The organism is Pseudomonas sp. R3-41, assembly GCF_054161485.1.
In genome coordinates, this window is sequence record NZ_CP096421.1 from 5,427,692 (window position 1) to 5,453,361 (window position 25,670).

At 62.4% G+C, this 25,670-nt stretch carries 21 protein-coding genes; 8 read left to right on the plus strand and 13 right to left on the minus strand.

Features of this window, described 5'->3' with window-relative positions:
* Window positions 1-13: 13 nt before the first annotated feature.
* Complete coding sequence (pgl, locus tag M1D99_RS23385) at window positions 14-727, minus strand: 6-phosphogluconolactonase (RefSeq protein ID WP_186709215.1); 714 nt, start codon at window positions 725-727, stop codon at window positions 14-16.
* On the minus strand, window positions 714-2,183 hold the full coding sequence (gene zwf / locus M1D99_RS23390) for a glucose-6-phosphate dehydrogenase (RefSeq protein WP_186709220.1): 1,470 nt from the start codon (window positions 2,181-2,183) through the stop codon (window positions 714-716). The genes pgl and zwf overlap by 14 nt, the downstream gene beginning before the upstream one ends.
* Window positions 2,184-2,379: 196 nt before the next feature.
* Here zwf and M1D99_RS23395 point away from each other — a divergent pair, with 196 nt between their 5' ends.
* Window positions 2,380-3,240, plus strand: coding sequence for a MurR/RpiR family transcriptional regulator (locus tag M1D99_RS23395; protein ID WP_170842276.1), 861 nt, complete (start codon window positions 2,380-2,382; stop codon window positions 3,238-3,240).
* 140 nt (window positions 3,241-3,380) lie between these two features.
* On the opposite strand, the gene M1D99_RS23400 is transcribed toward M1D99_RS23395, so the two are convergent.
* The 11 genes from M1D99_RS23400 to edd form a co-directional block, all read right to left on the minus strand.
* Window positions 3,381-4,235 carry a D-hexose-6-phosphate mutarotase gene (locus M1D99_RS23400; protein ID WP_458130843.1) on the minus strand — a complete coding sequence of 285 codons (855 nt, stop codon included), beginning with the start codon at window positions 4,233-4,235 and terminating at the stop codon, window positions 3,381-3,383.
* A 277-nt stretch (window positions 4,236-4,512) separates the two neighbouring features.
* Window positions 4,513-5,859, minus strand: coding sequence for a carbohydrate porin (locus tag M1D99_RS23405; protein ID WP_186709222.1), 1,347 nt, complete (start codon window positions 5,857-5,859; stop codon window positions 4,513-4,515).
* A gap of 163 nt (window positions 5,860-6,022) precedes the next feature.
* Complete coding sequence (locus M1D99_RS23410) at window positions 6,023-7,183, minus strand: ABC transporter ATP-binding protein (RefSeq protein ID WP_411386691.1); 1,161 nt, start codon at window positions 7,181-7,183, stop codon at window positions 6,023-6,025.
* 2 nt (window positions 7,184-7,185) lie between these two features.
* Window positions 7,186-8,031, minus strand: coding sequence for a carbohydrate ABC transporter permease (locus M1D99_RS23415; RefSeq protein ID WP_003198539.1), 846 nt, complete (start codon window positions 8,029-8,031; stop codon window positions 7,186-7,188).
* The gene (locus tag M1D99_RS23420) at window positions 8,024-8,932 is read right to left on the minus strand and encodes a carbohydrate ABC transporter permease (RefSeq protein WP_003198535.1); all 909 of its coding nucleotides are present in this window, start codon (window positions 8,930-8,932) and stop codon (window positions 8,024-8,026) included. Before M1D99_RS23420 ends, M1D99_RS23415 begins: the two co-directional genes overlap by 8 nt.
* A 181-nt stretch (window positions 8,933-9,113) precedes the next feature.
* Complete coding sequence (locus tag M1D99_RS23425; RefSeq protein WP_186709225.1) at window positions 9,114-10,415, minus strand: ABC transporter substrate-binding protein; 1,302 nt, start codon at window positions 10,413-10,415, stop codon at window positions 9,114-9,116.
* A 116-nt stretch (window positions 10,416-10,531) separates the two neighbouring features.
* On the minus strand, window positions 10,532-11,791 hold the full coding sequence (locus tag M1D99_RS23430) for a D-mannose isomerase (protein ID WP_458130844.1): 1,260 nt from the start codon (window positions 11,789-11,791) through the stop codon (window positions 10,532-10,534).
* Window positions 11,792-12,034: 243 nt separating this feature from the next.
* Window positions 12,035-13,504, minus strand: a complete 1,470-nt coding sequence (locus M1D99_RS23435; RefSeq protein ID WP_434571946.1) for an ATP-binding protein — start codon at window positions 13,502-13,504, stop codon at window positions 12,035-12,037.
* Complete coding sequence (locus M1D99_RS23440) at window positions 13,494-14,225, minus strand: response regulator (RefSeq protein WP_186709230.1); 732 nt, start codon at window positions 14,223-14,225, stop codon at window positions 13,494-13,496. The genes M1D99_RS23435 and M1D99_RS23440 overlap by 11 nt, the downstream gene beginning before the upstream one ends.
* A gap of 181 nt (window positions 14,226-14,406) precedes the next feature.
* On the minus strand, window positions 14,407-15,366 hold the full coding sequence (locus M1D99_RS23445; protein ID WP_458130845.1) for a glucokinase: 960 nt from the start codon (window positions 15,364-15,366) through the stop codon (window positions 14,407-14,409).
* Window positions 15,363-17,189, minus strand: coding sequence for a phosphogluconate dehydratase (gene edd / locus M1D99_RS23450; RefSeq protein WP_186709232.1), 1,827 nt, complete (start codon window positions 17,187-17,189; stop codon window positions 15,363-15,365). Before edd ends, M1D99_RS23445 begins: the two co-directional genes overlap by 4 nt.
* Before the next feature lie 230 nt (window positions 17,190-17,419).
* Between edd and gap the strand changes: the two genes are divergently transcribed.
* The 7 genes from gap (at window position 17,420) to M1D99_RS23485 (ending at window position 25,618) form a co-directional block, all read left to right on the plus strand.
* Complete coding sequence (gene gap, locus M1D99_RS23455; RefSeq protein WP_003184623.1) at window positions 17,420-18,421, plus strand: type I glyceraldehyde-3-phosphate dehydrogenase; 1,002 nt, start codon at window positions 17,420-17,422, stop codon at window positions 18,419-18,421.
* Window positions 18,422-18,623: 202 nt separating this feature from the next.
* A complete protein-coding gene (locus M1D99_RS23460; RefSeq protein ID WP_186730485.1) occupies window positions 18,624-19,136 on the plus strand; it encodes a sigma-70 family RNA polymerase sigma factor in 513 nt (170 codons plus the stop codon).
* Window positions 19,137-19,265: 129 nt separating this feature from the next.
* A complete protein-coding gene (locus tag M1D99_RS23465; RefSeq protein ID WP_186709245.1) occupies window positions 19,266-20,171 on the plus strand; it encodes a FecR family protein in 906 nt (301 codons plus the stop codon).
* A gap of 119 nt (window positions 20,172-20,290) precedes the next feature.
* The gene (locus M1D99_RS23470) at window positions 20,291-22,885 is read left to right on the plus strand and encodes a TonB-dependent receptor (protein WP_458130846.1); all 2,595 of its coding nucleotides are present in this window, start codon (window positions 20,291-20,293) and stop codon (window positions 22,883-22,885) included.
* Window positions 22,886-23,032: 147 nt separating this feature from the next.
* Window positions 23,033-23,623 (plus strand): biliverdin-producing heme oxygenase, encoded by a 591-nt coding sequence (locus M1D99_RS23475; RefSeq protein WP_186730483.1) that lies wholly within the window; start codon window positions 23,033-23,035, stop codon window positions 23,621-23,623.
* 172 nt (window positions 23,624-23,795) lie between these two features.
* A complete protein-coding gene (locus M1D99_RS23480; RefSeq protein ID WP_434571955.1) occupies window positions 23,796-24,236 on the plus strand; it encodes a YbaN family protein in 441 nt (146 codons plus the stop codon).
* Window positions 24,237-24,271: 35 nt separating this feature from the next.
* Window positions 24,272-25,618, plus strand: coding sequence for a CoA transferase (locus tag M1D99_RS23485; RefSeq protein ID WP_458130847.1), 1,347 nt, complete (start codon window positions 24,272-24,274; stop codon window positions 25,616-25,618).
* The last annotated feature ends 52 nt before the right edge of the window (window positions 25,619-25,670 follow it).

Genomic DNA, 25,670 nt, shown 5'->3' on the forward strand with positions numbered 1-25,670 from the left:
GCTGATCCTTGGTTCATGGGCACCAGTAAATCTCTAACGTAGGTTGCAGAAACGCGCGGATCGGCATTTCGGCGACGTCGTCACCCGCCACCGCAGCGTTCAATGTGGTCAACTTCGATTGGCCGGAAATCGACAGCACTTTGTGTTGCGCCGAAGCCAGCAAGGCGCGGCTCATGGTCAGGCGCTGGTGCGGCACGGTCGGCGCCAGCATCGGCCAGCAGCGGCGTGCGCCATTGATGTCCAGGGCCTGGGCCAGGTTCGGACTGTCGGGGAACAGCGAGGCGGTATGCCCGTCATCGCCCATGCCCAGTACCAACACGTCGATAGGCGGCAGCTCGGCCAGCAAACGGTCCGCCTGTTCGGCCGCCGCTTCCAGGTTGGCGCTGGCGCTGTAGAGGCTCAGGAACTGGGCCTTGGCCGCCGCGCCTTGCAACAGGTAACGCTTGAGCAGGCCGGCGTTGCTGTCGGCGTGCTCAACCGGTACCCAGCGCTCGTCGGCCAGGCTGACCACCACTTTGGACCAGTCCAGCGCCTGCTTGGCCAGGTGTTGGAAAAACGCCACCGGGCTGCGGCCACCGGAGACCACCAGGGTCGCCGCACCGCGCGCGTCGATTGCGTTGCGCAACTGCTCGGCCACCTTCAGCGCCAGGCCTTCGGCCAGCAGCACCGGATTCTTGAATGCATGGGCGCTGACGCCCTGCGGCAGTTTCACATCAGATATCGCCATACCACGACCTCCCATCCCGCGTGATCAGTGCAATGGAGCTCATCGGCCCCCACGACCCGGCCGCATACGGCTTGGGCGCATCGCCGGACTTCTTCCACCCGGCGATCAACTGGTCACACCACGTCCACGCGGCTTCAATTTCATCTTTACGGACAAACAGGTTCTGATTGCCGTTCATGACTTCCAGCAACAACCGCTCGTAGGCATCGGGGATACGTGCGCTGCGATAGGTGTCGGAGAAGTTGAGTTGCAGCGGACCACTGCGCAATTGCATGCCCTTGTCCAGGCCCTGCTCCTTGGTCATCACCCGCAAGGAAATCCCTTCGTCCGGTTGCAGGCGGATGATCAGCTTGTTGCTGATCTGCAAGCGCTGCTCGGGGGCGAAGATGTAGTGGGACGGTTCCTTGAAATGAATGACGATCTGCGACAGCTTCTGCGGCATGCGCTTGCCGGTACGCAGGTAAAACGGCACCCCAGCCCAACGCCAGTTGCGGATGTCGGCGCGCAGGGCGACGAACGTCTCGGTGTCGCTCTGGGTGTTGGAATTGGGTTCTTCGAGGTAGCCAGGCACCGCCTTGCCTTCGCTGTGGCCGGCGATGTACTGGCCGCGCACCACCTGGGTGGTCAGGCCTTCCGGGCTGATCGGGGCCAAGGCCTTGAGCACCTTGACCTTCTCGTCACGGATGCTGTCGGCGGACAAGTCGGCCGGAGGATCCATGGCGATCAGGCACAACAGCTGGAGCAGGTGGTTCTGGATCATGTCCCGCAGTTGGCCGGCCTTGTCGAAATAACCCCAGCGGCCCTCGATACCGACCTTCTCGGCCACGGTGATTTCCACGTGGGAGATGTAGTTCTGGTTCCACTGGGTCTCGAACAGGCTATTGGCGAACCGCAACGCGATCAGGTTCTGGACCGTTTCTTTGCCCAGGTAATGGTCGATGCGATAGGTACGGTTTTCCGGAAAGAACTGCGCCACGGCGTCGTTGACCTTGCGCGACGACTCCAGGTCCGAGCCGATCGGTTTTTCCAGGACGACGCGGGTATTTTCGCTCAAGCCGACCTTCGCCAGGTTCTCGCAGATCGCCCCATACACCGCCGCCGGGGTGGCGAAATAGGCAATGACCTGCTGGGCCGAACCGGCCGCTTCGGCCAGGGCAACGTAATCGTCGGCCTTGAGGAAATCCACGTGCAGATAGGTCAAACGTGCCAGGAAGCGCTCGAGCACGGCCTCGTCCACGTCTTTTTCCCCCACGTAGCGACGCAGCTCGGCGGCAATGAATGCCAGGTGCTGCTGCTCGCCGCCGGGTTCACGGGCCAGCGCTATGATCCGCGTGTCCTCGTGCAACAGTTGAGCGCCATCGAGTTGATACAGGGCAGGAAAGAGCTTGCGCAGGGCCAGATCGCCCAACGCGCCGAACAAGGCAAAGGTGCACGGTTCAACCGTAATCGAAGGCATGATGTTTGTTCTTTTATCAAGTTAAACTACAAATACCTTTTTTCAAGGTATCACTCAAGGAAAAATGTAGTAATAACCACAACATTTTTCGAAAATACCGATTCCGAGTGGTGGTCCGCCGGAGCCATCAGTAGGATAGGCCACCGCAAAGGGTCGTATCAAAGACCCGTCTTCCTAGGAATCTTGTATGGACCGCGTGCGAAATCTACTGGAACAGATCCAGAGTCGCCTTGAAGACCTGAACAAGGCCGAACGCAAGGTGGCCGAGATCATCCTGCTCAACCCGCAGCAGGCCACCCGCTTCAGCATCGCCGCCCTCGCCCAGGCGGCTTCGGTCAGCGAACCGACCGTCAACCGCTTCTGCCGCTCGTTCGGCGTCAGCGGCTACCCGGAACTCAAGCTGCAATTGGCCCAGAGCCTGGCCAGCGGCGCCGCTTATGTAAGCCGCGCAGTGGAAGCCGACGACAACCCTGAAGCCTATACCCGCAAGATCTTTGGCAGCGCCATTGCCTCATTGGACAGCGCCTGCCAGGCCCTTGATCCCAATTTGATCAGCCGCGCCGTGGACCTGTTGATCCAGGCCCGGCAGATCCACTTCTTCGGCCTCGGCGCCTCCGCCCCGGTGGCCCTGGATGCCCAGCACAAGTTCTTTCGCTTCAACCTGGCGGTGACCGCCCACGCCGACGTGCTGATGCAGCGCATGATCGCGTCGGTGGCCCATACCGGCGAACTGTTCGTGATCATTTCCTACACCGGCCGCACCCGCGAGCTGGTGGAAGTGGCACGCATCGCCCGGGAAAACGGCGCCTCGGTGCTGGGCCTGACCGCCGAAGGTTCGCCGCTGGCGAAGGCCAGCACCCTGAGCCTGAACATCCCCCTGCCCGAAGACACTGACATCTATATGCCGATGACCTCGCGGATCATCCAGCTCACCGTGCTGGACGTGCTCGCCACCGGCATGACCCTGCGCCGGGGCGTGGACTTCCAGCCGCACCTGCGCAAGATCAAGGAAAGCCTGAATGCCAGCCGGTATCCGGTGGGGGATGAGTTCAACTGATTCGGTCCAGAATCTCTAGCGTCTGGTAGTCCGTCTTCGCGAGCAGGCTCGCTCCCACAGGGGTTTTGTGAACACCAAAGATCCAATGTGGGAGCGAGCCTGCTCGCGAAGGGGCCAGCCGCCACACCAGAGATCCTGGCCTAAGCCCCCACCCACGCCTGCAAACTCAAGTGCGCCCGCTCCCCCGGCGCCAGGCACAGGCTGTCGGTGCCGCCACTGGCCGCTTCGACACAGACAAACTCACTGACCTCATCCCAACTCACGCCCAGCAACGGCCGGGTGCCGGGATGCCAGACCACGGTGTCGGCGCTGTCACCGGTGTCGATGCACAATTCGCGCTGCCAGGCGTGATCCTTGAGCTGCAATTCGCCTTCATGCTGGAACACCCGCTGGCAGCCGCCCTCGACCCGTAACTCGCCTTCCTGCTGGCAAGCTTCGCGGCTCAACTGGTCATAACCCTGGGCGCCTTCGAGCCCAGACAGCGCTACCTCGCCGACATCACCGATACGCCAGTAAGCGTGCAAAGCCTGGCTCAACTGGCACGGCAGGCTGTCCTGATGCTCGGTGCTCAAGCGCAGCTCCATGCGTTCACCCAGGTCGGCATGCAGGTCCACTTGCCAGTCGCACAACTGCAGTTGCCAGTGCAAATGCACGCCCTCTTCATCACTGCGGCTGTCCAGCAGTTTCCAATCGATCAACCGTGCCCAACCGTGGGACGGCCAGGCGTTTTCGCTGGGATGACGGCCATACCACGGCCAGCACACCGGCACCCCGCCGCGTATCGCTCCGACTTGCGGCCACTTGGCCGCGCACCACAACCAGGGCTTCTGGCCGCGCGGCTGGAAGTGCAGCAACTGCGCGCCCTGGCGACTGAACACCGCCTGGCACAACGGGTGATCGATCACCAGCACATCGCGCTGCCGATAGCGCTCCCACGCGAATACCGGGCGCTCGCGCAAGGATCTGAAAAAGCGTTGTAGCGGATGCTCATGCATGGGCCGCGGTCCTGGAAATCATTGAATAACTCATCTGTTTGCAACGCTTGCTTTTGTGGCGAGGGAGCTTGCTCCCGCTCGGCTGCGAAGCAGTCGCAAACGAGGTAAATACGGTCTGGCGGACACACCGCAGTGAATGGCTTTGGGGTCGCTTCGCAACCCAGCGGGAGCAAGCTCCCTCGCCACAGGTTCAGTGTCAGCCACTGCGCAAAAAAAAGCGGACAGCCTTGGCCGTCCGCAAATATGCGCACATAGAGAGGAGCTTATCGCAACAGCGTTAGAACACCGACTGAATTTTCAGGCCGGCCACCAGCGCGTTGTCGACTTCATCCACACCACCTGGGTGAGTGATGTATTGCAGGTTCGGACGCACGGTCAGCCAGTTGGTGACGTGGAAACCGTAGTTGATCTCGTAGTTGTACTCAGTGCTGCGCAGTGGCGCGAACAGCGGATCGTCGTAGTCGGTGACGCCATTGGCGGCGTTGACCAGTTCGGAGTTTTTCTTCACGTCTTCGTTGACATGGATACGCGAGAAGCCGATGCCGACATCGTCTTTTGGACGAGCATCGAACGGCCCCTTGTACACGAACATCAACGACTGGTAGTTGTCGACGACGTTGGTTTCCTTGTCGTGGAAAGTGGCGTTGGCGGCGATGTTCAGGCCGCGCGAAGCATCACCGTTGTGGCTGGTGAGCTGTTGCTGCACGACGAGCCAGTAGCCGTCCTTGCTGCTGTGGCTGCGATAGGCGTTGCCGGTGGTCGCGGCGTCGTTGCCATCCTCGTCTTCACGGACGTCATCGGCCTTGGCTGTACTTTTGTAGTAACCAACACGGTATTCACCCGGCAGGTTATTGATCTTCGGCGACCAGACCAACTCGACCGGAATCAGGGTACCCTTGGTACCGCTGCCGCTGAGTTTGTAGCGGTTGTTGTTTTCCAGCTGCGAAGGGTTCTGGTTGTAGGCGCCGATTTGCGCATAGAGCTCAGGCGTGAGGTTGTATTTGACGCGAATCGCCGCCTGCATGATCGGCCAGTTGTACCAGATGCCGGTCGCCCAGTTACCCGCTTGTGAACCGCAGAACGCCAGGTTCTGGAATTCGCACGGGAAGGTGTTGAAGTCTTCGCCTTCACCGAAATAACCGGCTTTGACATCCAGTTTGCTGTCGAAGTATTTCTGCTTGATCCACAACTGGGTCAGGCGCGTGGTTTGCCCACGGCCCCAGACTTCCTGGGAAGAACTGAGGGTACCGGCGCGTGGATCACCGATGCGGTCGTTGGAGATGTTGCGACCGTCACGTCGGGTGAACTGGATCTTGGCTTCCGTATCGCCCCAGCCTGCCAGTTTTTCCAGGTCGAGCGCGACGCCCAGGCCAAACTGCTGGGACCAGCGCGCGGTCTTGTCATCGTTGTAGCCGCCGTGGAGGTTGGCACCCATCTCACCGACGAAATCCGCCTTGATATCGATACCTTGCTCGATCAGCTTGGTCCGTTCACCGCCCCAGTCGCCCGTCATCCACTGCGAATCGGCGCTGAACGCGTCGGCTGCGTGTGCGCTACCGGCCAGCATCATCGCCGCAACGGCTGACAACTGGCAGATACGCTGGGCGTTTTTTTGCTTTTTCATCCCTACATCCTCGTCTTTATTTATTGTTATTAACTGTTTTTATCTAACGCGGTTTACAACGATTGCGATGGATGTCCCCATCCACCGCATACTCCTTTCCAGTGGGAGAGAGCTTTTGTGGGATCTGAGCTTGCTCCCACAAGCGCCCTCCCACACTCGTTCTTCACCGACCTTTGAACTGCGCTACGTTGGCGCTTCGGGCATCGGTTTGCGGCTGGCCGGCCACACCCAGGCGTTCGCCGGACTGGGCGTCGAACAGCAGCACTTTCGACGGATCAAATTGCAGCGTCAGGGTTTCCCCGGGCTGCGGTGCCACGTCCGGCGCCAGGCGGCAGCAGACCTTGGTGTCGTTGAGGTTGACGAATACCAGGGTGTCCGGTCCGGTAGGCTCGGTGACCTGGACTTCCGCGCGAATGGTCGGCAAACCATTGGGCTCGCTACCGGCCAACGCGATCTGTTCCGGACGCATGCCAAGAATCACTTCGCGGTCTTCCAGGCCGGCGTCCTGCATGCCCAACGGCAGCTCGCAACGGGCCTGGCCGCTGTCGAGCAGTGCCAGCAGGCGACCGTCCTTGCGTTGCAGGCGCAGCGGGATGAAGTTCATCGGCGGCGAACCGATGAAGCTCGCCACGAACAGGTTGGCCGGGTTGGTGTAGATGTCTTTCGGCGTGCCGAACTGCTGGATGATCCCGTCCTTCATCACCGCCACTTTATCGCCCAGGGTCATGGCTTCGATCTGGTCGTGGGTCACGTAGACCGTGGTGGTCTTCAGGCGCTGGTGCATCAGCTTCATTTCGGTGCGCATCTCGACCCGCAGCTTGGCGTCGAGGTTGGACAGCGGTTCGTCGAACAGGTAGATCTTCGGCCGCCGCGCCAGGGCCCGGCCCATGGCCACGCGCTGTTGCTGGCCGCCGGAAAGCTGGCCAGGCTTGCGATTGAGCAAGTGCTCGATCTGCAGCAGCTTGGCCACGCGGTTGACTTCTTCGTCGATGTCCGACTGTTTCATCTTGCGAATTTTCAGGCCGAACTCGATGTTCTCGCGCACGCTCATGGTCGGGTACAGCGCGTAGGACTGGAACACCATGGCGATGTCGCGATCCTTCGGGCTCATGCCGCTGACATCCTGGTCACCGATCATGATCGCGCCGCCGGTGATGGTCTCCAGGCCGGCGATGCAGTTCATCAGCGTTGACTTGCCGCAGCCCGAAGGGCCGACGAGGATCAGGAACTCACCGTCCTTGATCGACAACTCGATGTTCTTCAGGGTGTCCGGCAGGCCGGCACCATAGGTCTTGTTTACATTGCGAAGTTCAAGCGTTGCCATGATTACCCCTTGACTGCGCCGGCCGTCAGGCCGCGCACGAAATACTTGCCTGCCACCACATAGACCAGCAGGGTCGGCAGCCCGGCGATCATCGCCGCCGCCATGTCCACGTTGTATTCCTTGGCCCCGGTACTGGTGTTGACCAGGTTGTTCAGCGCCACGGTGATGGGTTGCGAATCACCGCTGGAGAACACCACGCCGAACAGGAAGTCGTTCCAGATCTGCGTGAACTGCCAGATCAGGCAAACCATGATGATCGGGGTCGACATCGGCAGGATGATCCGCCGGAAAATGGTGAAGAAACCCGCACCGTCCAGTCGCGCCGCCTTTACCAGCGCATCGGGAATGCTGACGTAGTAGTTGCGGAAGAACAGCGTGGTGAATGCCAGGCCGTAGACCACGTGCACGAACACCAAACCGGTGGTGGTGCTGGCCAGGCCCATCTTGCCAAGGGTGAACGAGGCCGGCAGCAGGACGGTCTGGAACGGCAGGAAGCAGCCGAACAGCAACAGGCCGAAGAACAGCTGCGAACCGCGGAAGCGCCACATCGACAACACGTAGCCATTCAAGGCACCGATGGCGGTGGAGATCAGCACCGCCGGGACGGTGATCTTGATCGAGTTCCAGAAGTAGCCGTCGACCGTGGCCCAGGCCTTGACCCAACCGATGCCGCTGACCACGGTCGGCCAGCTCAGCAGGTTGCCGGTGCTGATGTCTTCCGGCGTCTTGAAGCTGGTCAACAGCATGACCACTAACGGCACCAGGTAAAGCAGCACGGCGAGGATCAGCACCGCGTAGATCGCGATGCGACTCAGGCTGATGGAAGGTTTGGCAGCGAGACTAGTCATGACGCTTGGTCCTCAGCTCGGAGTACAGGTAAGGCACGATGATCGCGAGGATCGCACCGAGCATCAGGATTGCACTGGCCGAGCCCATGCCCATCTGGCCGCGACTGAAGGTGAACGAATACATGAACATGGCAGGCAGGTCGGAGGAATAACCCGGGCCACCGGCTGTCATCGCCGCCACCAGGTCGAAGCTCTTGATCGCGATGTGTGCCAGGATCATCACGGCGCTGAAGAACACCGGGCGCAGGCTCGGCAGCACCACTTTCCAATAGATGCGCGGCATGCTCGCGCCATCGATCTGTGCGGCACGGATGATCGACTGGTCGACACCCCGCAGGCCGGCCAGGAACATCGCCATGATGAAACCCGAGGCTTGCCACACCGCCGCGATCACCAGGCAGTACACCACGCGGTCCGGGTCGATCAGCCAATCCAGGCGGAAGCCTTCCCACCCCCAGTCACGCAACAATTTGTCCAGGCCCATGCCCGGGTTGAGCAGCCATTTCCAGGCCGTACCGGTGACGATCATCGACAGCGCCATCGGGTACAGGTAAATGGTGCGGATGAAACCTTCGCGACGAATGCGCTGGTCCAGGAACACGGCCAGCAGCACGCCGATCACCAGGGTGATGCCAATGAACAGGCCGCCGAACAGCGCCAGGTTCTTGCTCGCCACCCACCAGCGGTCGTTGTCCATCAGCCGCGCATACTGCGCCAAGCCTGCCCATTTGTAGTTCGGCAGGAACGTCGAAGTGGTGAACGACAGGACGAACGTCCACAAGATATAGCCATAGAAGCCCACCAGAACGATGAACATGCTCGGCGCCAGCACCAGTTTCGGGAGCCAGCGCTGCAATGCATCGAACGGCGAGGCCTTGCTGAACACAGCAACAGAACTCATGGGAAGATCCAGTACAAGGGAAAAAGACTACAGAACATTCCCTGTGCGGGAGCGAGCTTGTGTGGGAGCTGAGCTTGCTCGCGATGAAGGCACCTCGGTCTTTCGAATGACCGCGTTATCGTTCATCGCGAGCAAGCTTTGCTCCCACAGGCCCGCTCCCACAAAGGGACCGCGGCGCTAATTACTTGGCTGACTGAACCGCTGCGCCCAATTTCTTGGCAGCATCGGCCGGGTCGGCTTTCGGGTCGTTGATGTAGTTGGTCACCACATCGAAGAACGCACCCTGTACCGCCAGCGTGGTCGCCATGTTGTGCGCCATGCTCGGCTGCAGGCCGCCAGACTTGGCGTCCGTCAGGAAGTCCTTGGCCGCGGTCTGGGCGCAGGAATCGAAACCGTACTTGGCCATGTCGCCGAGCATGTCGTTACGCACCGGGATCGAGCCCTTGTTGATGCTGAAGACTTTCTGGAAGTTCTCACCCAGCACGACCTTGGCGATATCCTGCTGGCCCGCCGCAGTGCCTGCGTCCTTCTGCTTGAACACCGCCAGGGAGTCGATGTTGTAGGTGAAGGCCTTGTCGGTGCCCGGGAAGGCCACGCACTCATAGTCCTTGCCGGCGACTTTCTTCGCGGCGGTCCACTCGCTCTTGGCCCAGTCACCCATGATCTGCATGCCGGCCTTGCCGTTGATGACCTTGGCCGCTTCGAGGTTCCAGTCCTGGCCCTTGCCGTCGGCGTCCATGTAGGTCGCGACTTTCTTCAGCTCGGTCAGCGCCTTGACCATTTCCGGACCGGTCAGGGCCTTGTTGTCCAGGTCGACGAGGGCCTTCTTGTAGCCATCGGCCCCCATGACCGAGAGCACCACGGCTTCGAACACGGTGCTGTCCTGCCAAGGCTGACCACCGTGGGCGAGCGCAATGAAACCCGCGGCCTTGAGCTTGTCGCCAGCCGCATAGAATTCTTCAAGGGTGGTCGGGTTCTTGGTGATGCCGGCTTTCTTGAAGACTTCCGGGTTGATCCACAGCCAGTTGACGCGGTGAATGTTCACCGGCACGGCGACGTAGTCACCTTCGTACTTCACGGTATCGGAGACTTTCTTGTCGAGCAGGCTGTCCCACTTCTCGGCCTTGGCGACGTCCTCGAGGATGTCGGTGTCGAGCAGCCCGGTGGACGCCCACTCCTGGATGTCCGGACCCTTGATCTGGGCGACACCCGGTGGGTTGCCGGCCACGGCACGGCTCTTGAGTACGGTCATGGCAGTGGAACCACCACCGCCGGCGACAGCGCCGTCCTTCCAGGTAAAGCCGTCTTTTTCTACCTGGGCCTTGAGCACATCGACCGCGGCTTTTTCGCCACCCGACGTCCACCAGTGGACGACTTCCACGGAACCTTTGGATTCGGCGGCAAGGGCAGTGACGGGAAATGCTGCGACGGGAAGCAGGGAAGCAAGAGAAATGACAGTAGCGAGGCGAGAAATCGCATTCATCTAGAATTACCTTTCTTGTTGTTATGCATGCAAGTCTGGAGCTTGCGCTGCATGGATTCTAATCAGAGGGAATCCCTTCGCAGGTAACGAAGGGACGTGCAAATGTCACGACATGGTTACACAGGCGCAGGGCTGGATAACCGCGCCAGGGCTGACGCCATGCTCGGTGCCAGGGGCAGGCGGGGAATCAGGACTGCCTGCCAGGCGTGATACAGGTCCGGCTTGCCCGGCCAGATATCGGCGCTGGGGCGGTTTTGCGGATCGAGTTCGTGATGCCAACTGCCGTTGCAGCGATCGATGAAATACTTGTCACAGAACTCCCAGAAACGCCGATACCAGGCTTCGTATTTCGCCTCGTCGGTGCGCTTGAGCAAGGCGCTGGCCGCGGCCGCCGCTTCGGCGTGGACCCAATGCAGGCGGTGGCGAACCACGGCGCGGTTGTCCCAGTCCAGGGTGTAGACAATGCCCGGCGCGCCATCGACGTCCCAGCCGTGGCGGCAGTTCTGGTCGAAGAGTTTTTGCGCGTCCTGGGCCAACCAACCCGGGGTCAGCATGCCAATCTGCACCCGCGCCGCTTCAAGGTGCAGCAACAACCGCGCCCATTCGAAACCGTGGCCGGGCGTGGTGCCGTAGGGGCGAAAACCATCGGCGGGATTGTCCTGGTTGTAGTCGCGCAGTGGCTGCCAATGGCGGTCGAAATGCTCCACCACCAAGTAGTCGTTGGCGGCGGCATGGTCATGGATCACCCGCTCGACGATGCGCAGGGCGCGGGCCAGCCAACGCGGATCGTCGGTGGCATCGGCAAGGGCGAGAAAGGCTTCGGTGGCGTGCATGTTGCTGTTGGCACCGCGATAGGCCTCTTCCTCGCGCCAGTCGCGGTTGAAGGATTCGCGCATGGCGCCCTCCTCCTCACACCAGAAATGCGCGTCGATGATCCGCACCGCTTCGTCCAGTAATGCAGGGGCGCCGGGACGCTGGGCCACCACCGCGGAACTGGCCGCCAGGGCGACGAAGGCATGCAGGTAGGCGGCTTTGCCGGTGCTGTCCGCATCGGGTTGCGACGTGGCGAACCAGCCACCGTGCTCGGCATCGCGCAAGGGGCCATTGAGGGCCTGGATACCGTGGTCCACCAGCTCGGCGAAACCCGGCAAGCCCTGGATATGGGCCATGGCGAAGCTGTGGGTCATGCGCGCGGTGTTCATGGTTTCGGCCCGGGCATCGGCCGGAAGGCGCCCAAGCTCATCCAGGTTGCCAAAGCCGTCCGGCAGCTTCGAGGCCTTGGCGAACGCCAGCAGCCGCACGCCTTCATCGGCGAGCCAACGCTGGTGGGCAGGGGCATTCAGCCAACTGCTGAAGGCCGGTTGGAAGGTGTCCATCGGAGTACCTTTTTTTGTTGTTTTGACGCAGGGAGTCTAAACAAGGGAGGGTGGGTGGCAGGTAACGAAAGGGGCGAGTTATGTCACCGAGCTGTGACATTCCTTGAGAGATGTGTTGAGGCCACTGGCGCCTTCGCGAGCAAGCCCGCTCCCACATTGGGTCTATGGTGTTCACAATTTGTGTGTCCACCATCGAACCCTGTGGGAGCGGGCTTGCTCGCGAAGAACGATAACGCGGTGTTGCTAATCCACACTACGAGGCAACTGCAACGTCACCCGCAACCCCCCTTCACGAAGGTTCTGCAGGCTCACCTCGCCGCCATGGCTGTGGGCGATGTTGCGGGCGATGCCCAGGCCCAGGCCATAACCCTGCTGTTGCCCGGCGAGACGGAAATGCGGCTCGAAGACTTGCTCCAGGCGCTGTTCCGGCACCCCGGGGCCTTCGTCGTCGACGTGGAGGATGAACGCGGTTTCATCGTCATCGATGTGCAGGTGGGCGTTCTGCCCGTATTTCAAGGCATTGTCGATCAGGTTGCCGATGCAGCGCTTGAGGGCCAGCGGCTTGCCGGGATACGGCGCCAGCGCCCGGCCATCCTGGGTCACCCGGCCGTTGCCGTTGGGCGCCAGGTAAGGCTCGACCAGGCAATCGAGCACATGGTTGAGGTCCACCGGCTCGATGTTCTCGTGGATGTCGGTGTCCTTGACACACTGCAGCGCGCCTTTGACCAGCAGCTCCAGCTCATCCAGGTCACGGCCGAACTTGGCTTGCAGGTTTTCGTCCTCCAGCAGCTCGACCCGCAGCCGCAAACGGGTGATCGGTGTGCGCAAGTCGTGGGAGATCGCGCTGAACAACTGGCTGCGCTCCGTCAGGTAGCGGCTGATGCGTTCGCGCATGGCATTGAACGCCCGCCCCACTTCCACCACTTCGCTGCCGCCGCCCTCGGCCACCGGCTCCACTTCGGCGCCCAGGGACATGTCCCGCGCGGCTCGCGCCAATCGCTTGAGGGGCCGGCTCTGCCAGTGCACCAGCAAGCCGATGAACAGCAACAACAGGCTGCTGGTGAGCACGATGAAACCAACCTGTTGCTTGGGCAGGTCTTGCTCTTCGAGGCTGGTGTACGGTTCGGGCAGCAGCGAGGCGATGTACAACCATTCCCCCGGCGCCATCTGGATCTGCGTGACCAGCACGGGCGGATTTACCGGCTCCAGCGTCAGGGCATAGTGGGCCCACGAACGAGGCAGTTCATCGAGCTTGAGCCCGGCATTGAAAATCCGCAGGTCGTCGGGGCTGACGAACGTCACCGAGATGTCGGCGTTATGGCCCAAGGAGCGGCGCAGCACTTCATCCACGGCCGTGAGCACCGCCTGCTTGCGCGGCGTCACCGGCAGCACGTCCATGCCCAGGGGTTTGTCGTTGAGGGTGACGACGAACCGCGTGCCGCCCATGCTGCGCAACTGGTCCAGCACCAACGGCCGGTACGCCACCGGCAGCGAGCGCAAATAACTGACGCTGGCGGTCATCGAATGGGCCAGGCTGCGAGCGCTGGTAACCAGGCCTTCGAGTTGGGTGGCGCGCAATTGCGAAACCCAGATCAGGCTGGACAGGGTCTGGGCGAACAGCACCACCAGCAAAGTCAGCAGTAGCATCCGGCCCAGCAACGAGCGTGGCACCGGTACCCGCCGGACGATTTTCTTGATCCCGTCAATGACCATTGCTGGCAACCACACTGGCCGCCAACTGGTAACCGCTGCCCCGCACCGTGCGAATCAGCCGCGGCGGCTTGTCGGTGTCCCGCAGGCGCTGGCGCAGGCGGCTGACCGCCATGTCGACGATCCGGTCCAGGGGCATCAGCTCACGGCCACGGGTCGCGTTGCCGATGGTGTCGCGGTCGAGGATTTCCTGGGGATGGTCGAGAAACAATTTGAGCAAGGCGAAGTCGGCACCGGAGAGAATCACTTCTTCACCGTCGGTGTGGAACAGCCGATGGCTGACCATGTCCAGTCGCCATTCATCGAAGGCCAGCACTTCGCCGCCGGCGCGTTCCTGGCCGAATTGCGCCCGGCGCAGCAGCGCCTTGATGCGCGCCTGCAATTCGCGCGGGCTGAAGGGTTTGCCCAGGTAATCATCGGCGCCCAGCTCAAGGCCGATGACCCGGTCGGCCTCGTCGGAACTGGCGGTGAGCATGATGATCGGCACATGCGCCTGGCGTGGATGTTGGCGAACCCAGCGGCAAAGGCTGAAGCCGTCTTCATCGGGCAGCATGACATCGAGGATCACCAGATCGCTCGGTGCATCGTTCAACGCCTGGCGAAACCCGGCGCCGTCGGGCGTGGTCCGCACGTGGAAGCCCGCACGGCTGAGGTAGGTGTCCAGCAGCTCGCGAATCTCCTGGTCGTCGTCGACCAACAAAATCGATTTGTTTACTGAACTCACGGGCCTCGTCCTTGTTGTTTGGATGGGGGCGATTATGCCTGATGGACGGGTTCTACAAACACACTGCGCCCCCCTGTGGGAGCGGGCTTGCTCGCGAAGGCGGTGTGTCATTCAACTTTTTTGTTGTCTGACACACCGCCTTCGCGAGCAAGCCCGCTCCCACAAGAGGCCACATTTCACTTCAAACAGGGGCGGATTGCTCCAACGCCACGCCCGCGCCCATCAGGCCGGAGTATGGCGCGGTCACCAGCCAGACCGGAATGCCCTTGAAATAATCGCTCATGCAACCCTTGTCGGCGAAACACTTGGCGAAACCGCTTTCGAGGAAGAAATCGGCAAAGCGCGGGACCACGCCACCGACGATGTAGACGCCGCCGCGTCCGCCCAGCGTCAACACATTGTTGCCCGCCACGCGCCCCAGCCAGCGACAGAACTGCTCCAGCACTTCCAAAGCGATTGGGTCGCCGGCCAGGCCGGCCGCGGTGATGGATTCGGGGGTATCGAGCACTGGCGCATGGCCGTCCACGGCGCAAATGGCCCGGTACACCCGAGGCAAACCGCTGCCGCTCAAAGCGGTTTCGGCGCTGACGTGGCCGATCTCGTTGTAGATGTGCTGCCACAACTGGGTTTCCCGCGGGCTGCTCATGGGCAGGTCGACATGGCCGCCCTCCCCCGGCAACGCGGCGAACCGGCCCTCACCCAGATCCAACAGCGTACCGACGCCCAGCCCGGTGCCTGGCCCGATCACCACCGCCGGACGCATCGGCTCCGGGGTGCCTTCGCACACGACTCGGTATTCATCGGGACGCAAGCGGGTCATGCCCAGGGCCATGGCCGAGAAGTCGTTGACCAGCAACAGCTTCTCCACCTGCAACCTTTCGCAGAACGCCAGGTTGCTCAGGCGCCAGTGATTGTTGGTAAAACGAAACTCATCGCCGCTCACGGGACCGGCCACCGACAGGCACACCGAACCGATGGCGCCCGGCTTCAGGCCCATGCCACTCAAGTAGACCTCGATGGCATCTTCCGGGCAGGCGTAATCCGCCGTGGCCAGCACCTGGATGTTTTCCAGGGTGTGATTTTTCCACAGCGCGAAGCGTGCGTTGGTCCCACCGATGTCACCGACCAAAGCCAGTTTCAATTAAGCGTCTCCAGGGCAGAAGTGAAGGCGCTGGCGCCCTGCTCCGCCGAGCTGAAGGCCATGCGCATGAAACCGAACAGCTCGCGACCAGTGCCGATGTTGTTGCCCAACAGGCCCTTGGCCGGCGTGCGCGCGGCAAATTCCTCGGCGTCCACCTTCAGTTCCAAGGTGCCTTTGACGCCATCGACACGGATGATATCGCCCTCCTGCACCCGGGCCAACGCACCACCGACATAAGCTTCGGGGCTGACATGGATGGCCGCCGGGATTTTCCCGGATGCGCCGGACATGCGCCCGTCGGTGACCAGCGCCACTTTGAAGCCGCGATCCTGCAGCACACCGAGGAATGGCGTCATCTTGTGCAGCTCCGGCATGCCGTTGGAGCGCGGGCCCTGGAAGCGCATCACCGCGACAAAATCTTTTTCCAGCAGACCGGCCTTGAACGCGTCCGCCAGGTCCTGTTGGTCCTGGAAGACCATGGCCGGGGCCTCGACCACCTGGTTTTCCAAGGCCACGGCCGAGACCTTCATCACGCCACGGCCGAGGTTGCCTTCCATCACCCGCAACCCGCCTTCTGGCGAGAAGGCGCGGGCCACCGGGCGCAGGATGTTTTCGTCGAGGCTTTCGATCGGACCGTCGCGCCATACCAGCTCGCCGTCCTCGAGGAACGGCTCCTGGGTGTAGCGGCTCAGGCCGTGACCGAGCACGGTGTTGACGTTTTCGTGGAGCAAACCGGCTTCCAGCAATTCACGGATCAGGAACGACATGCCGCCCGCCGCCTGGAAGTGGTTAATGTCGGCCTTGCCGTTCGGGTAGACGTGGCTCAGGGTCGGCACCACCTCGGAGAGGTCGGCCATGTCCTGCCAGGTCAGCTGGATACCCGCCGCCATGGCAATGGCCGGCATGTGCAGGGTGTGGTTGGTGGAGCCGCCGGTGGCATGCAGCGCGACGATGGAGTTGACCAGCGAGCGCTCGTCAACGATTTCGCCGATGGGCATGAAGTTGCCGCTCTGCTTGGTCAGGCGCGTCACCTGGAACGCCGCTTCACGGGTCAGTGCATCGCGCAGCGGCGTGTTCGGGTTGACGAACGAGGCGCCCGGCAAGTGCAGGCCCATCACTTCCATCAACAACTGGTTGGTGTTGGCGGTGCCATAGAAGGTGCAGGTGCCGGGGCTGTGGTAGGACTTCATCTCCGATTCCAGCAGCTCTTCGCGGGTGGCCTTGCCTTCGGCGTAACGCTGGCGCACGTCGGCTTTTTCCTTGTTGGAAATGCCCGAGACCATCGGCCCGCCGGGCACGAAAATCGTCGGCAAGTGACCGAAGCGCAGCGCGCCCATCATCAGGCCGGGAACGATCTTGTCACAGATGCCGAGCATCAGTGCGCCGTCGAACATGTTGTGGGACAACGCCACCGCCGTGGACAGCGCGATCACTTCGCGGCTCGGCAGGCTCAGTTCCATCCCCGCCTCGCCCTGGGTCACGCCGTCGCACATCGCCGGCGTGCCACCGGCGAACTGGCCGACCGAGCCGATTTCGCGCAGGGCTTTCTTGATCTGTTCCGGGAAGGTTTCGTAAGGCTGGTGGGCCGAGAGCATGTCGTTATAGGACGACACGATGGCGATGTTGGCGGCGTTCATCATCCGCAGATGGTGCTTGTCTTCGGTGCCGCAACCGGCCACGCCATGAGCGAAGTTGGCGCATTGCAGCTTGCCGCGCATCGGACCGTCGCTGGCCGCACCACGGATCAATGCAAGGTAAGCCTCACGCGTGGCGCGGCTGCGGGCGATAAGCCGTTCGGTGACCTCAAGAACGCGGGGATGCATGTGTAGAACTCCAGGCTAACGGATGTGGCGACCTGATTGTCTATGCTGGTCAAAAGCCCGCTGCACGCTGTGTGGAAGGCGAGGCGACAGACGGTTTTTGACCATTCGGACCAGTTGATTCAGGTCACTCGTTGTAGATAAAACAAAATATTGCCACTAAAAAGGCTTGTTTTCTATTTTTATGCGAATAATCTTGTAATTCCAACAACAAATCGACGGCGGCGCAGTTAATGACTCTTCGAATCGCAATCAATGGTTTTGGCCGCATCGGCCGCAACGTCCTCCGTGCACTGTATACCCAAGGCTACCGTCGCGACCTGCAGATCGTCGCCATCAACGACCTGGGTGACAGTGCAATCAATGCCCATCTGCTCAAGTTCGACACCGTGCATGGCACCTTCGATGCCGACGTCCAGCACGATCATGAAAGCCTGACGGTCAATGGCGACCGCATCTCGGTCAGCGCCATCCGCAACCCGGCCGAACTGCCCTGGGCCGCCGAGAAAATCGACGTCGTGTTCGAATGCACCGGTCTGTTTACCGACCGTGCCAAGGCAGCCGCGCACATCAGCGCCGGCGCCCGCAAGGTGATCATCTCGGCTCCGGCCAAGGGCGCCGATGCCACCGTCGTGTATGGCGTGAACCATGACATCCTGCGCCAGTCCCACCAGATCATCTCCAACGCGTCGTGCACCACCAACTGCCTGGCCCCGGTGGCCCAGGTGCTGCACCGCGAGCTGGGCATCGAAAGCGGCCTGATGACCACTATCCATGCCTACACCAACGACCAGAACCTGACCGACGTCTACCACAGCGACCCGTACCGCGCCCGTTCGGCCACCCAGAACATGATCCCGAGCAAGACCGGCGCCGCCGAAGCGGTGGGCCTGGTGCTGCCGGAACTGGCCGGCAAGCTGACCGGCATGGCCGTGCGCGTACCGGTGATCAACGTCTCCCTGGTCGACCTCACCGTGCAGCTCAAGCGCGAAGCCTCGGCCGAAGAAGTCAACGAACTGCTACGCCATGCCAGCCAGCATTCGAAGATCCTCGGCTACAACACCCTGCCGCTGGTCTCCAGCGATTTCAACCACAACCCGCTGTCGTCGATCTTCGACGCCAACCACACCAAGGCCAGCGGCAAGCTGCTCAAGGTGCTGGCCTGGTATGACAACGAATGGGGCTTCTCCAACCGCATGCTGGATAACTGCCTGGCGTTGTGTAACGCCGAGTAACTGAAACGGCAGTTGAGCTTTTTTTGTGGGAGCGGGCTTGCTCGCGAAAGCGGAGTGTCAGTCAATAAAAAAGGTGGCTGATCCACCGCTTTCGCGAGCAAGCCCGCTCCCACAGGGTTACAGGGGACCGGTGAAATGAAGGCTTGACCCACCATGTAGATGATAAGCATTATCATCTTCTCGAACCGGATCGGGCCCTACCGTGAGTCAATCGCGCTTTCATCATGTCTTCCTCGCCCAGCGCACGCCGCTGCTACGCACCCTCGAGCGCATGGTCAGCAACCCCAGTACCGCCGAAGACCTGCTTCAGGAAACCTACCTGCGCGTCACCCGAGCGTTGGCCGAACGTACGGTCGAACACCTCGAACCCTTTGTTTTCCAGACCGCCCGCAACCTGGCGCTGGACCATCTGCGTGCCCGGCGCATCCAATCCCGAACGCTGTTGGACGACGTACCGCTGGAAGTCGTCCACAACGTCGTCGCCCCCCAGAGCAGTGCCGAGGACGCCGCCCATGCCCAGCAACTGCTCGAGCGCCTGGACGTCAGCTTGCAAGCCCTGAGCCCGCGCCAACAGCAGATATTCATCCTCAGCCGCCTGCATGGCCACAGTTACCAGGAAATCGCCGAACGGCTCGGTGTATCCCTGAGCACCGTGCAAAAGGAACTGAAGCTGATCATGGCGATCTGTGTGGGTGTGGCTGAGCGCAACCCATGAACTTCACGCTGCGTACAGGCTTGCCTCCTAATGCCTGCGGCTTGTAGCTTGTGCGGGCCGCTAATAAGAGAACTCACCGTGACGGACTACTCCCCTTCTCCTGAGCCGACGCCGGAAACCGCCCATGCCATGGAGCAGGCGCTGGACTGGCTGATCCTGCTGGACAGCCCCAGCGCGGAACAGACGCGGCAGTTCCAGGCCTGGCTGGCGGCCGATCCACGTCACGGCGAGGCGTTTGCCCGGGCCCAGGCGATCTGGAACGGCCCGCAGGTGCTGGAAAGTGCCCGCCGGCTGGAAACCGCGCCCAAGGTCACCGCCCTGTCGCGCCTGCGTGACCACTGGAAACCCCTGGCCACCGCCGCTGTTCTGCTTCTCGGCCTGTTCAACTTCAGCGACCTGCCCCTGCATTTCCAGGCCGATCACCTGACCGTGGTCGGTGAGCGCCAGCGCCTGCAATTGGAGGACGGTTCCAAGGTCCTGCTCAACACCGATTCGGCCTTCTCCAGCACGTTCAACGAACAACGGCACGTGGCGCGCCTGTACAAAGGCGAGGCCTTCTTCGAAGTCCCGGGCAACAGCACCCTGCCGCTGGAAATCGATGCCGGCCCGGTTACCGCCAGCGTCAGCGACACCACCTTCGCCGTGCGTTACCTCGACGGTGTGGCCCAGGTCCAGGTGCAGCGCGGCGATGTGGACCTGCGGGCCACCCGCAACGACACCCATGTACGCTTGTCCGCCGGGGAAAGCATCCGCATCGGCCCCAACGGCTTCGACCGCCCGGCCCGGCTCGATGCCAGCACCGAGCTGGCCTGGGTCCAGGGTCGGCTGGTGTTCGAAAACCGGCCGCTGAGCCAGGTACTGGCCGAGCTGCGCCGCTACTACCCCGGCTGGATCATCAACAGCAACGAACAATTGGCCAACGTCGCGGTGACCGGCAATTACCGCCTCGATCAGCCGCTGGACGTGGTCCGTTCCCTGGCCCACATCACCTCGGCGCGCCTACAGGAATTCCCGGCGCTGGTAATCCTGAACTAAATGAGAATTATTTTTACTCGATAGGCTTCGCTGGTTCGTCTCGTTATAGCCAATGCAATTGATTCGCATCTATCCATGCGAATTTGCACCTATAACAGATGCGACACGGAGCGCTATCGATGTCCTCTCGCCTTACTTGCCGGTTTCTTGCCCCTTCTTGCACGCTGTCACTGCTCACCGCCGCCATCCTGATGGCCGGCACCGCGCCGCTCGCCCTGGCCGCCACCACCGTGCAGCCCCCTGCACGCAACATGGGCGACTACACCTTTGCCATCGCCCGGCAACCCCTGGTCTCGGCCCTGAATGCATTCACCGCGGTCACCGGCTGGCAGGTCGGCCTGCCGGCGGAACTGGCCGAAGGCGTCGCGTCGCCAGGGGTGAACGGCTCGCTACCGCCGGAAAAAGCCCTGGAACGCCTGCTGGCGGGGACCCAACTGAGCTATCGCAAGCTGGGCGACAACAGCATCGTCCTGGAAAAACGCAGCCGCGGCAGCGCGCTGGAACTGCAACAGGTGACCATCAGCGCCACCCGCCAGGAACAGGACATCACCAGCGTACCGAGCACGGTCACCGTCCACGACCGCCTGGCACTGGACCGCAACAACGTCAATACCCTCAAGGACCTGGTGCGCTATGAACCGGGCGTATCGGTGGGTGGCGCGGGCCAGCGCGGCGGCATCAGCGGCTACAACATCCGCGGCATCGACGGCAATCGGATCCTGACCCAGGTCGACGGCGTTGAAATACCCGGCGGGTTCTTCAACGGCCCCTACGCCAAGACCCAACGCAACTACGTCGACCCGGAAATCATCAAGCGCGTGGAAATCCTCCGCGGCCCGGCCTCGGTGCTGTACGGCAGCAATGCCATTGGCGGTGCCGTCAGCTACTTCACCCTCGATCCGGACGACATCATCAAGCCGGGCGAGGACGTCGGCGCGCGCCTGAAGACCGGCTACAGCTCCGCCGACGAGAGCTGGCTCAAGTCCGCCACCGTCGCCGGCCGTAGTGGCCCAGTCGATGGCTTGCTGCACTATAGCCAGCGTGACGGCCACGAAACCGAATCCTACGGCAGCCACAACGGCACCGGCCTGGATCGCACCGCCGCCAACCCTGAAGACGTGCGCACCTACAACGTGCTGGCCAAGCTCGGCTGGAACTATAACGATGATGCACGCCTTGGCCTGGTCTACGAGAAATACAAGGACGACCGCGACAGCGACCTGAAAAGCGCCTATGGCGGCCCCTACTCCAACGGCCGCCCCACGATCCCCACCTCCATGCTGCCCGGCGGCATGTACCAGTGGCGCACTGGCAACGACACCATCACCCGCGAGCGTTTCGGCCTGGAACACAGCTTCGCCCTCGACAGCCTGCTGGCCGATCACGTCAAGTGGAGCCTGAATCACCAGGTCGCCAAGACCGACCAGAGCACCGCCGAGTTCTATTTCCCCATCACCCGCCAGGTCCTGCGCACCCGGGAGACCCTCTACGAAGAGAAGCAGTGGGTCTTCGATGCGCAACTGGACAAGGCCTTCAGCGTCGCCGACACCGACCACGCCTTGACCTACGGCACCACCCTCAAGCAACAGAAAGTCACCGGCTCGCGCAGTGGCAATGGCGTGTGCCTGGCGGTCGGCGTCGGTTGCCCGGCGGTGGGCGCCATCAGCACCCGGGACGTGCTGGCAAAAGCCAGTGACTTCCCCGACCCGACCATCAACACCTACAGCCTGTTCGCCCAGGACCAGATCAGCTGGGACAAATGGACCTTCACCCCCGGCCTGCGCTACGACTACACCCGGCTCAAACCGCACCTGACCGAGGAATTCCTCAGTACCGTGGACCCTACCGGCGGCGGTACAGTCAGCGGCAAGGACAAGACCTGGCATCGCGTCTCGCCCAAATTCGGCGTGACCTACGCCCTGAGCGATGAGTACACCTGGTACGGCCAGTACGCCGAGGGTTTCCGCACCCCCACCGCCAAGGCCCTGTATGGCCGCTTCGAGAACACCAACCCTGGCTATAGCGTGGAGCCCAACCCCGATCTGGAACCAGAAAAAAGCAAAAGCTTTGAGACTGGCTTGAAGGGCCGTTTCGACTCCGGCTCGTTCGACGTGGCGGTGTTCTACAACAAGTACCGCGACTTCATCAACGAGGACGCCATCATCCCCGGTGCCGACCAGTTGACCTTCCAGAGCAACAACATCAAGCACGCCACCATCAAGGGCGTCGAAGCCAAGGGGCGCCTGGACCTGGACGTGCTGGGCGCGCCAAAAGGCCTCTACACCCAGGGTTCGGTGGCCTACCTCTACGGTCGCAACAACGACACGGGCGAACCGCTCAACAGCATCAACCCGCTCACCGGCGTGTTCGGCCTGGGCTACGACCAGGAGCAGTTCGGCACCTTGCTCAGCTGGACCCTGGTCAAGAAAAAGGACCGCGTCGACGACAGCAACTTCAACTCCCCCGATGGCGTGAGCAGCCAATTCAAGACCCCAGGCTTCGGCATCCTCGACCTGACGGGTTACTACAAGGTGACCGGCGACGTGACCGTCAGCGGCGGCCTCTACAACCTCACCGACAAGAAATACTGGCTGTGGGATGACGTGCGCGGCTACGACAGCGTCGGCGAAGCGGCCGTGCTGAGCCCCGCCAACCTCGATCGCCTGACGGCGCCCGGGCGTAACTTCGCGGTGAACCTGGTCTGGGATATCTGACCAATTTTTGTCGGCAAGCCAAATGCCTGTGGCGAGGGAGCTTGCTCCCGCTGGACTGCGCAGCAGTCCCAAGAACTTGCGGTCGCTGCGCAACCGAGCGGGAGCAAGCTCCCTCGCCACACCTGTTTCATTCGAAGGAATTTTTTCATGACCACACAACGCCCCGCTTCACGCTCCCAACGCCTGAACCAGATCACCCACGAGCCCCACGGCAAGCTCGATGCGCTGGTCAAGGCCCATGCGCCGTTCGACACCCCGGCCAGCTTCGCCCGTTTCGTCGTCGCCCAGTACCTGTTCCAGTCGGAACTGGTGGCGCTGTACAACGACGCCGAACTGGCCGCCTTGATCCCCGACCTGCCAGCCCGCTGCCGTGCCGACGCAGCCAAGGCGGATCTCGCCGACCTGGACACCGAAGTCCCTGGGCCGGTGGCCGGTGCGGTGAAAAACCCGACCCAGGCCGAAGCCTTGGGCTGGCTGTTCGTCTCCGAAGGTTCGAAGCTCGGCGCCGCCTTCCTGATCAAGCGTGCCGTAGGCCTGGGGCTGAGCGAAACCTTCGGCGCCCGGCATCTGGCCGAACCTGACGGCGGGCGTGCCGAAGGCTGGAAAACCTTCACCCGCACCCTCGATGGCCTGACCTTCACCGAACAACAGGAAGCCGAGGCGGACAAAGGCGCGCTGGATGCCTTTAACCGATTTACGGTACTGCTGGAACAGGCTTACGCGACCGAGTTGGCCTGATTCGCACAAGGAATCTAGGGGTGGATGCATATCTTGCAGTCCACCCAGAAACCACTGTGGGAGCGGGCTTGCTCGCGAAGGCGGTGGGTCAGTTAACGGTTATGTTGGCTGATATACCGCCTTCGCGAGCAAGCCCGCTCCCACAGGAAATGTGTATGACTGAAAAACGCTGATGAACCATCCGTCGAAACTCACCCAACTGCTCTTCGCCCTGCTCGCCTACACCAGTCTGGCCATCGGCCTGGTCGCCATCGTCGTGCCTGGCCTGCCGACCACCGAGTTCATCCTCTTGGCCGCCTGGGCCGCGACCCGCAGTTCGCCGCGCCTGAGCGCCTGGCTGGAGAACCATCGGCTGTTCGGGCCGATGCTGCACAACTGGCGCAACGGCAAGGTCATCCCGCGCCGGGCCAAGGTCGGTGCCAGCGCCAGCATGCTGCTGTGTGCCGGGCTGATGTTGGTGATGCTCGACCACGGCTGGCCGGTCTACCTGGCGCTCGCCGGCATGGGCCTTGGCAACCTGTGGATCTGGTCGCGACCGGAACAAGCGCGAGGTATTCGTGGCGAGGGAGCTTGCTCCCGCTGGGCCTCAAAGCGGCCCCCAACGGATTTTTGATCTATGCTCGCCCTCTGGTTCAGGAGGGGCTTTCGATGGCAGATCTACTCACATCCATGCAAGCCGCGCTCGGTTTGCCCACGACCCCAATCACCTTCAGCGGCGAAGGCGCCCTGCCCTCGGCGTTCGCCGTCACGGAGCTGGCCAGCGCCAGCATCGCCGCAGCCGGCCAAGCCACCGCCGAGCTCATCCACCAGCAGACCGGCCGCCTGCCCCCCGTCGAAGTCGACCGACGCCTGGCATCGTTCTGGTTCGCCACCTCCCTACGCCCCATCGGCTGGCGCGTGCCACCGATGTGGGATCCGGTGGCCGGCGACTATGCCTGCGCCGACGGCTGGATTCGCCTGCACACCAACGCGCCGCATCATCGCCTGGCGGCGGAAAAAGTCCTCGGCACCTGCACCGACCGCGCCGACATGGCGGCCAGGGTCACCCGCTGGAACAAGGCCGAGCTGGAGCAAGCCGTGGTCGACGCCGGCGGTTGCGCTGCCCAGATGCGTTCGTGGCAGGCCTGGCAAACTCACCCTCAAGGCATGGCAGTGAATGCCGAACCGCTGGTGCATCTGAGTGAAGCGACTGGAGGACAGCAGAAACCCTGGCCTGGCTCCGTGACCCAGCCACTGGCGGGCCTCAGGGTCCTGGACCTGACCCGCGTACTGGCCGGCCCCGTCGCCAGCCGCTTCCTCGCCGGCCTCGGGGCCGACGTGCTGCGCATCGACCCGCCAACCTGGAACGAACCCGGCGTGGTCCCGGAAGTCACCCTGGGCAAACGCTGCGCCCGCCTCGACCTGCATCAAGCCGATGATCGCGCGGCGTTCGAGGCATTGCTCAAGGACACCGACCTCCTCCTCCACGGCTACCGTGCCGACGCTCTGGAACGCCTGGGCTACGGCGCCGAACAGCGCAGTAAACTGGCTCCGGGCCTGATCGACGTCAGCCTCAACGCCTACGGCTGGAGCGGCCCCTGGCAGAACCGGCGCGGCTTCGACAGCCTGGTGCAGATGAGCAGTGGCATTGCCGAAGCCGGCCTGGCTTGGAAACACACCGACAAACCGACACCGCTGCCCGTGCAAGCACTGGACCACGGCACCGGCTATCTGCTGGCGGCCAGCGCCTTGGTGCTGTTGGCCCGGCGCCTGCACACGGGCCATGGCGGCTCGGCACGTCTGTCACTGGCACGCACGGCTAAGCTGTTGATCGAGCGTGGCGCAGGGGACTCGAGCCCATTGCGAGCCGAGGCCGAGGATGATCAGGGCCTGGTGATCGAACAGACGCCATGGGGGCCAGCCCACCGGCTGCAGGTGCCCTTGAAAATCACCGGGACGCCGCTGCAATGGACCTTGCCGGCAGCTGAACTGGGGGCGCATCGGGCCCGGTGGTGACATGCACTAGCAGTTTCAACGGCCCCCTGTGGCGAGGGAGCTTGCTCCCGCT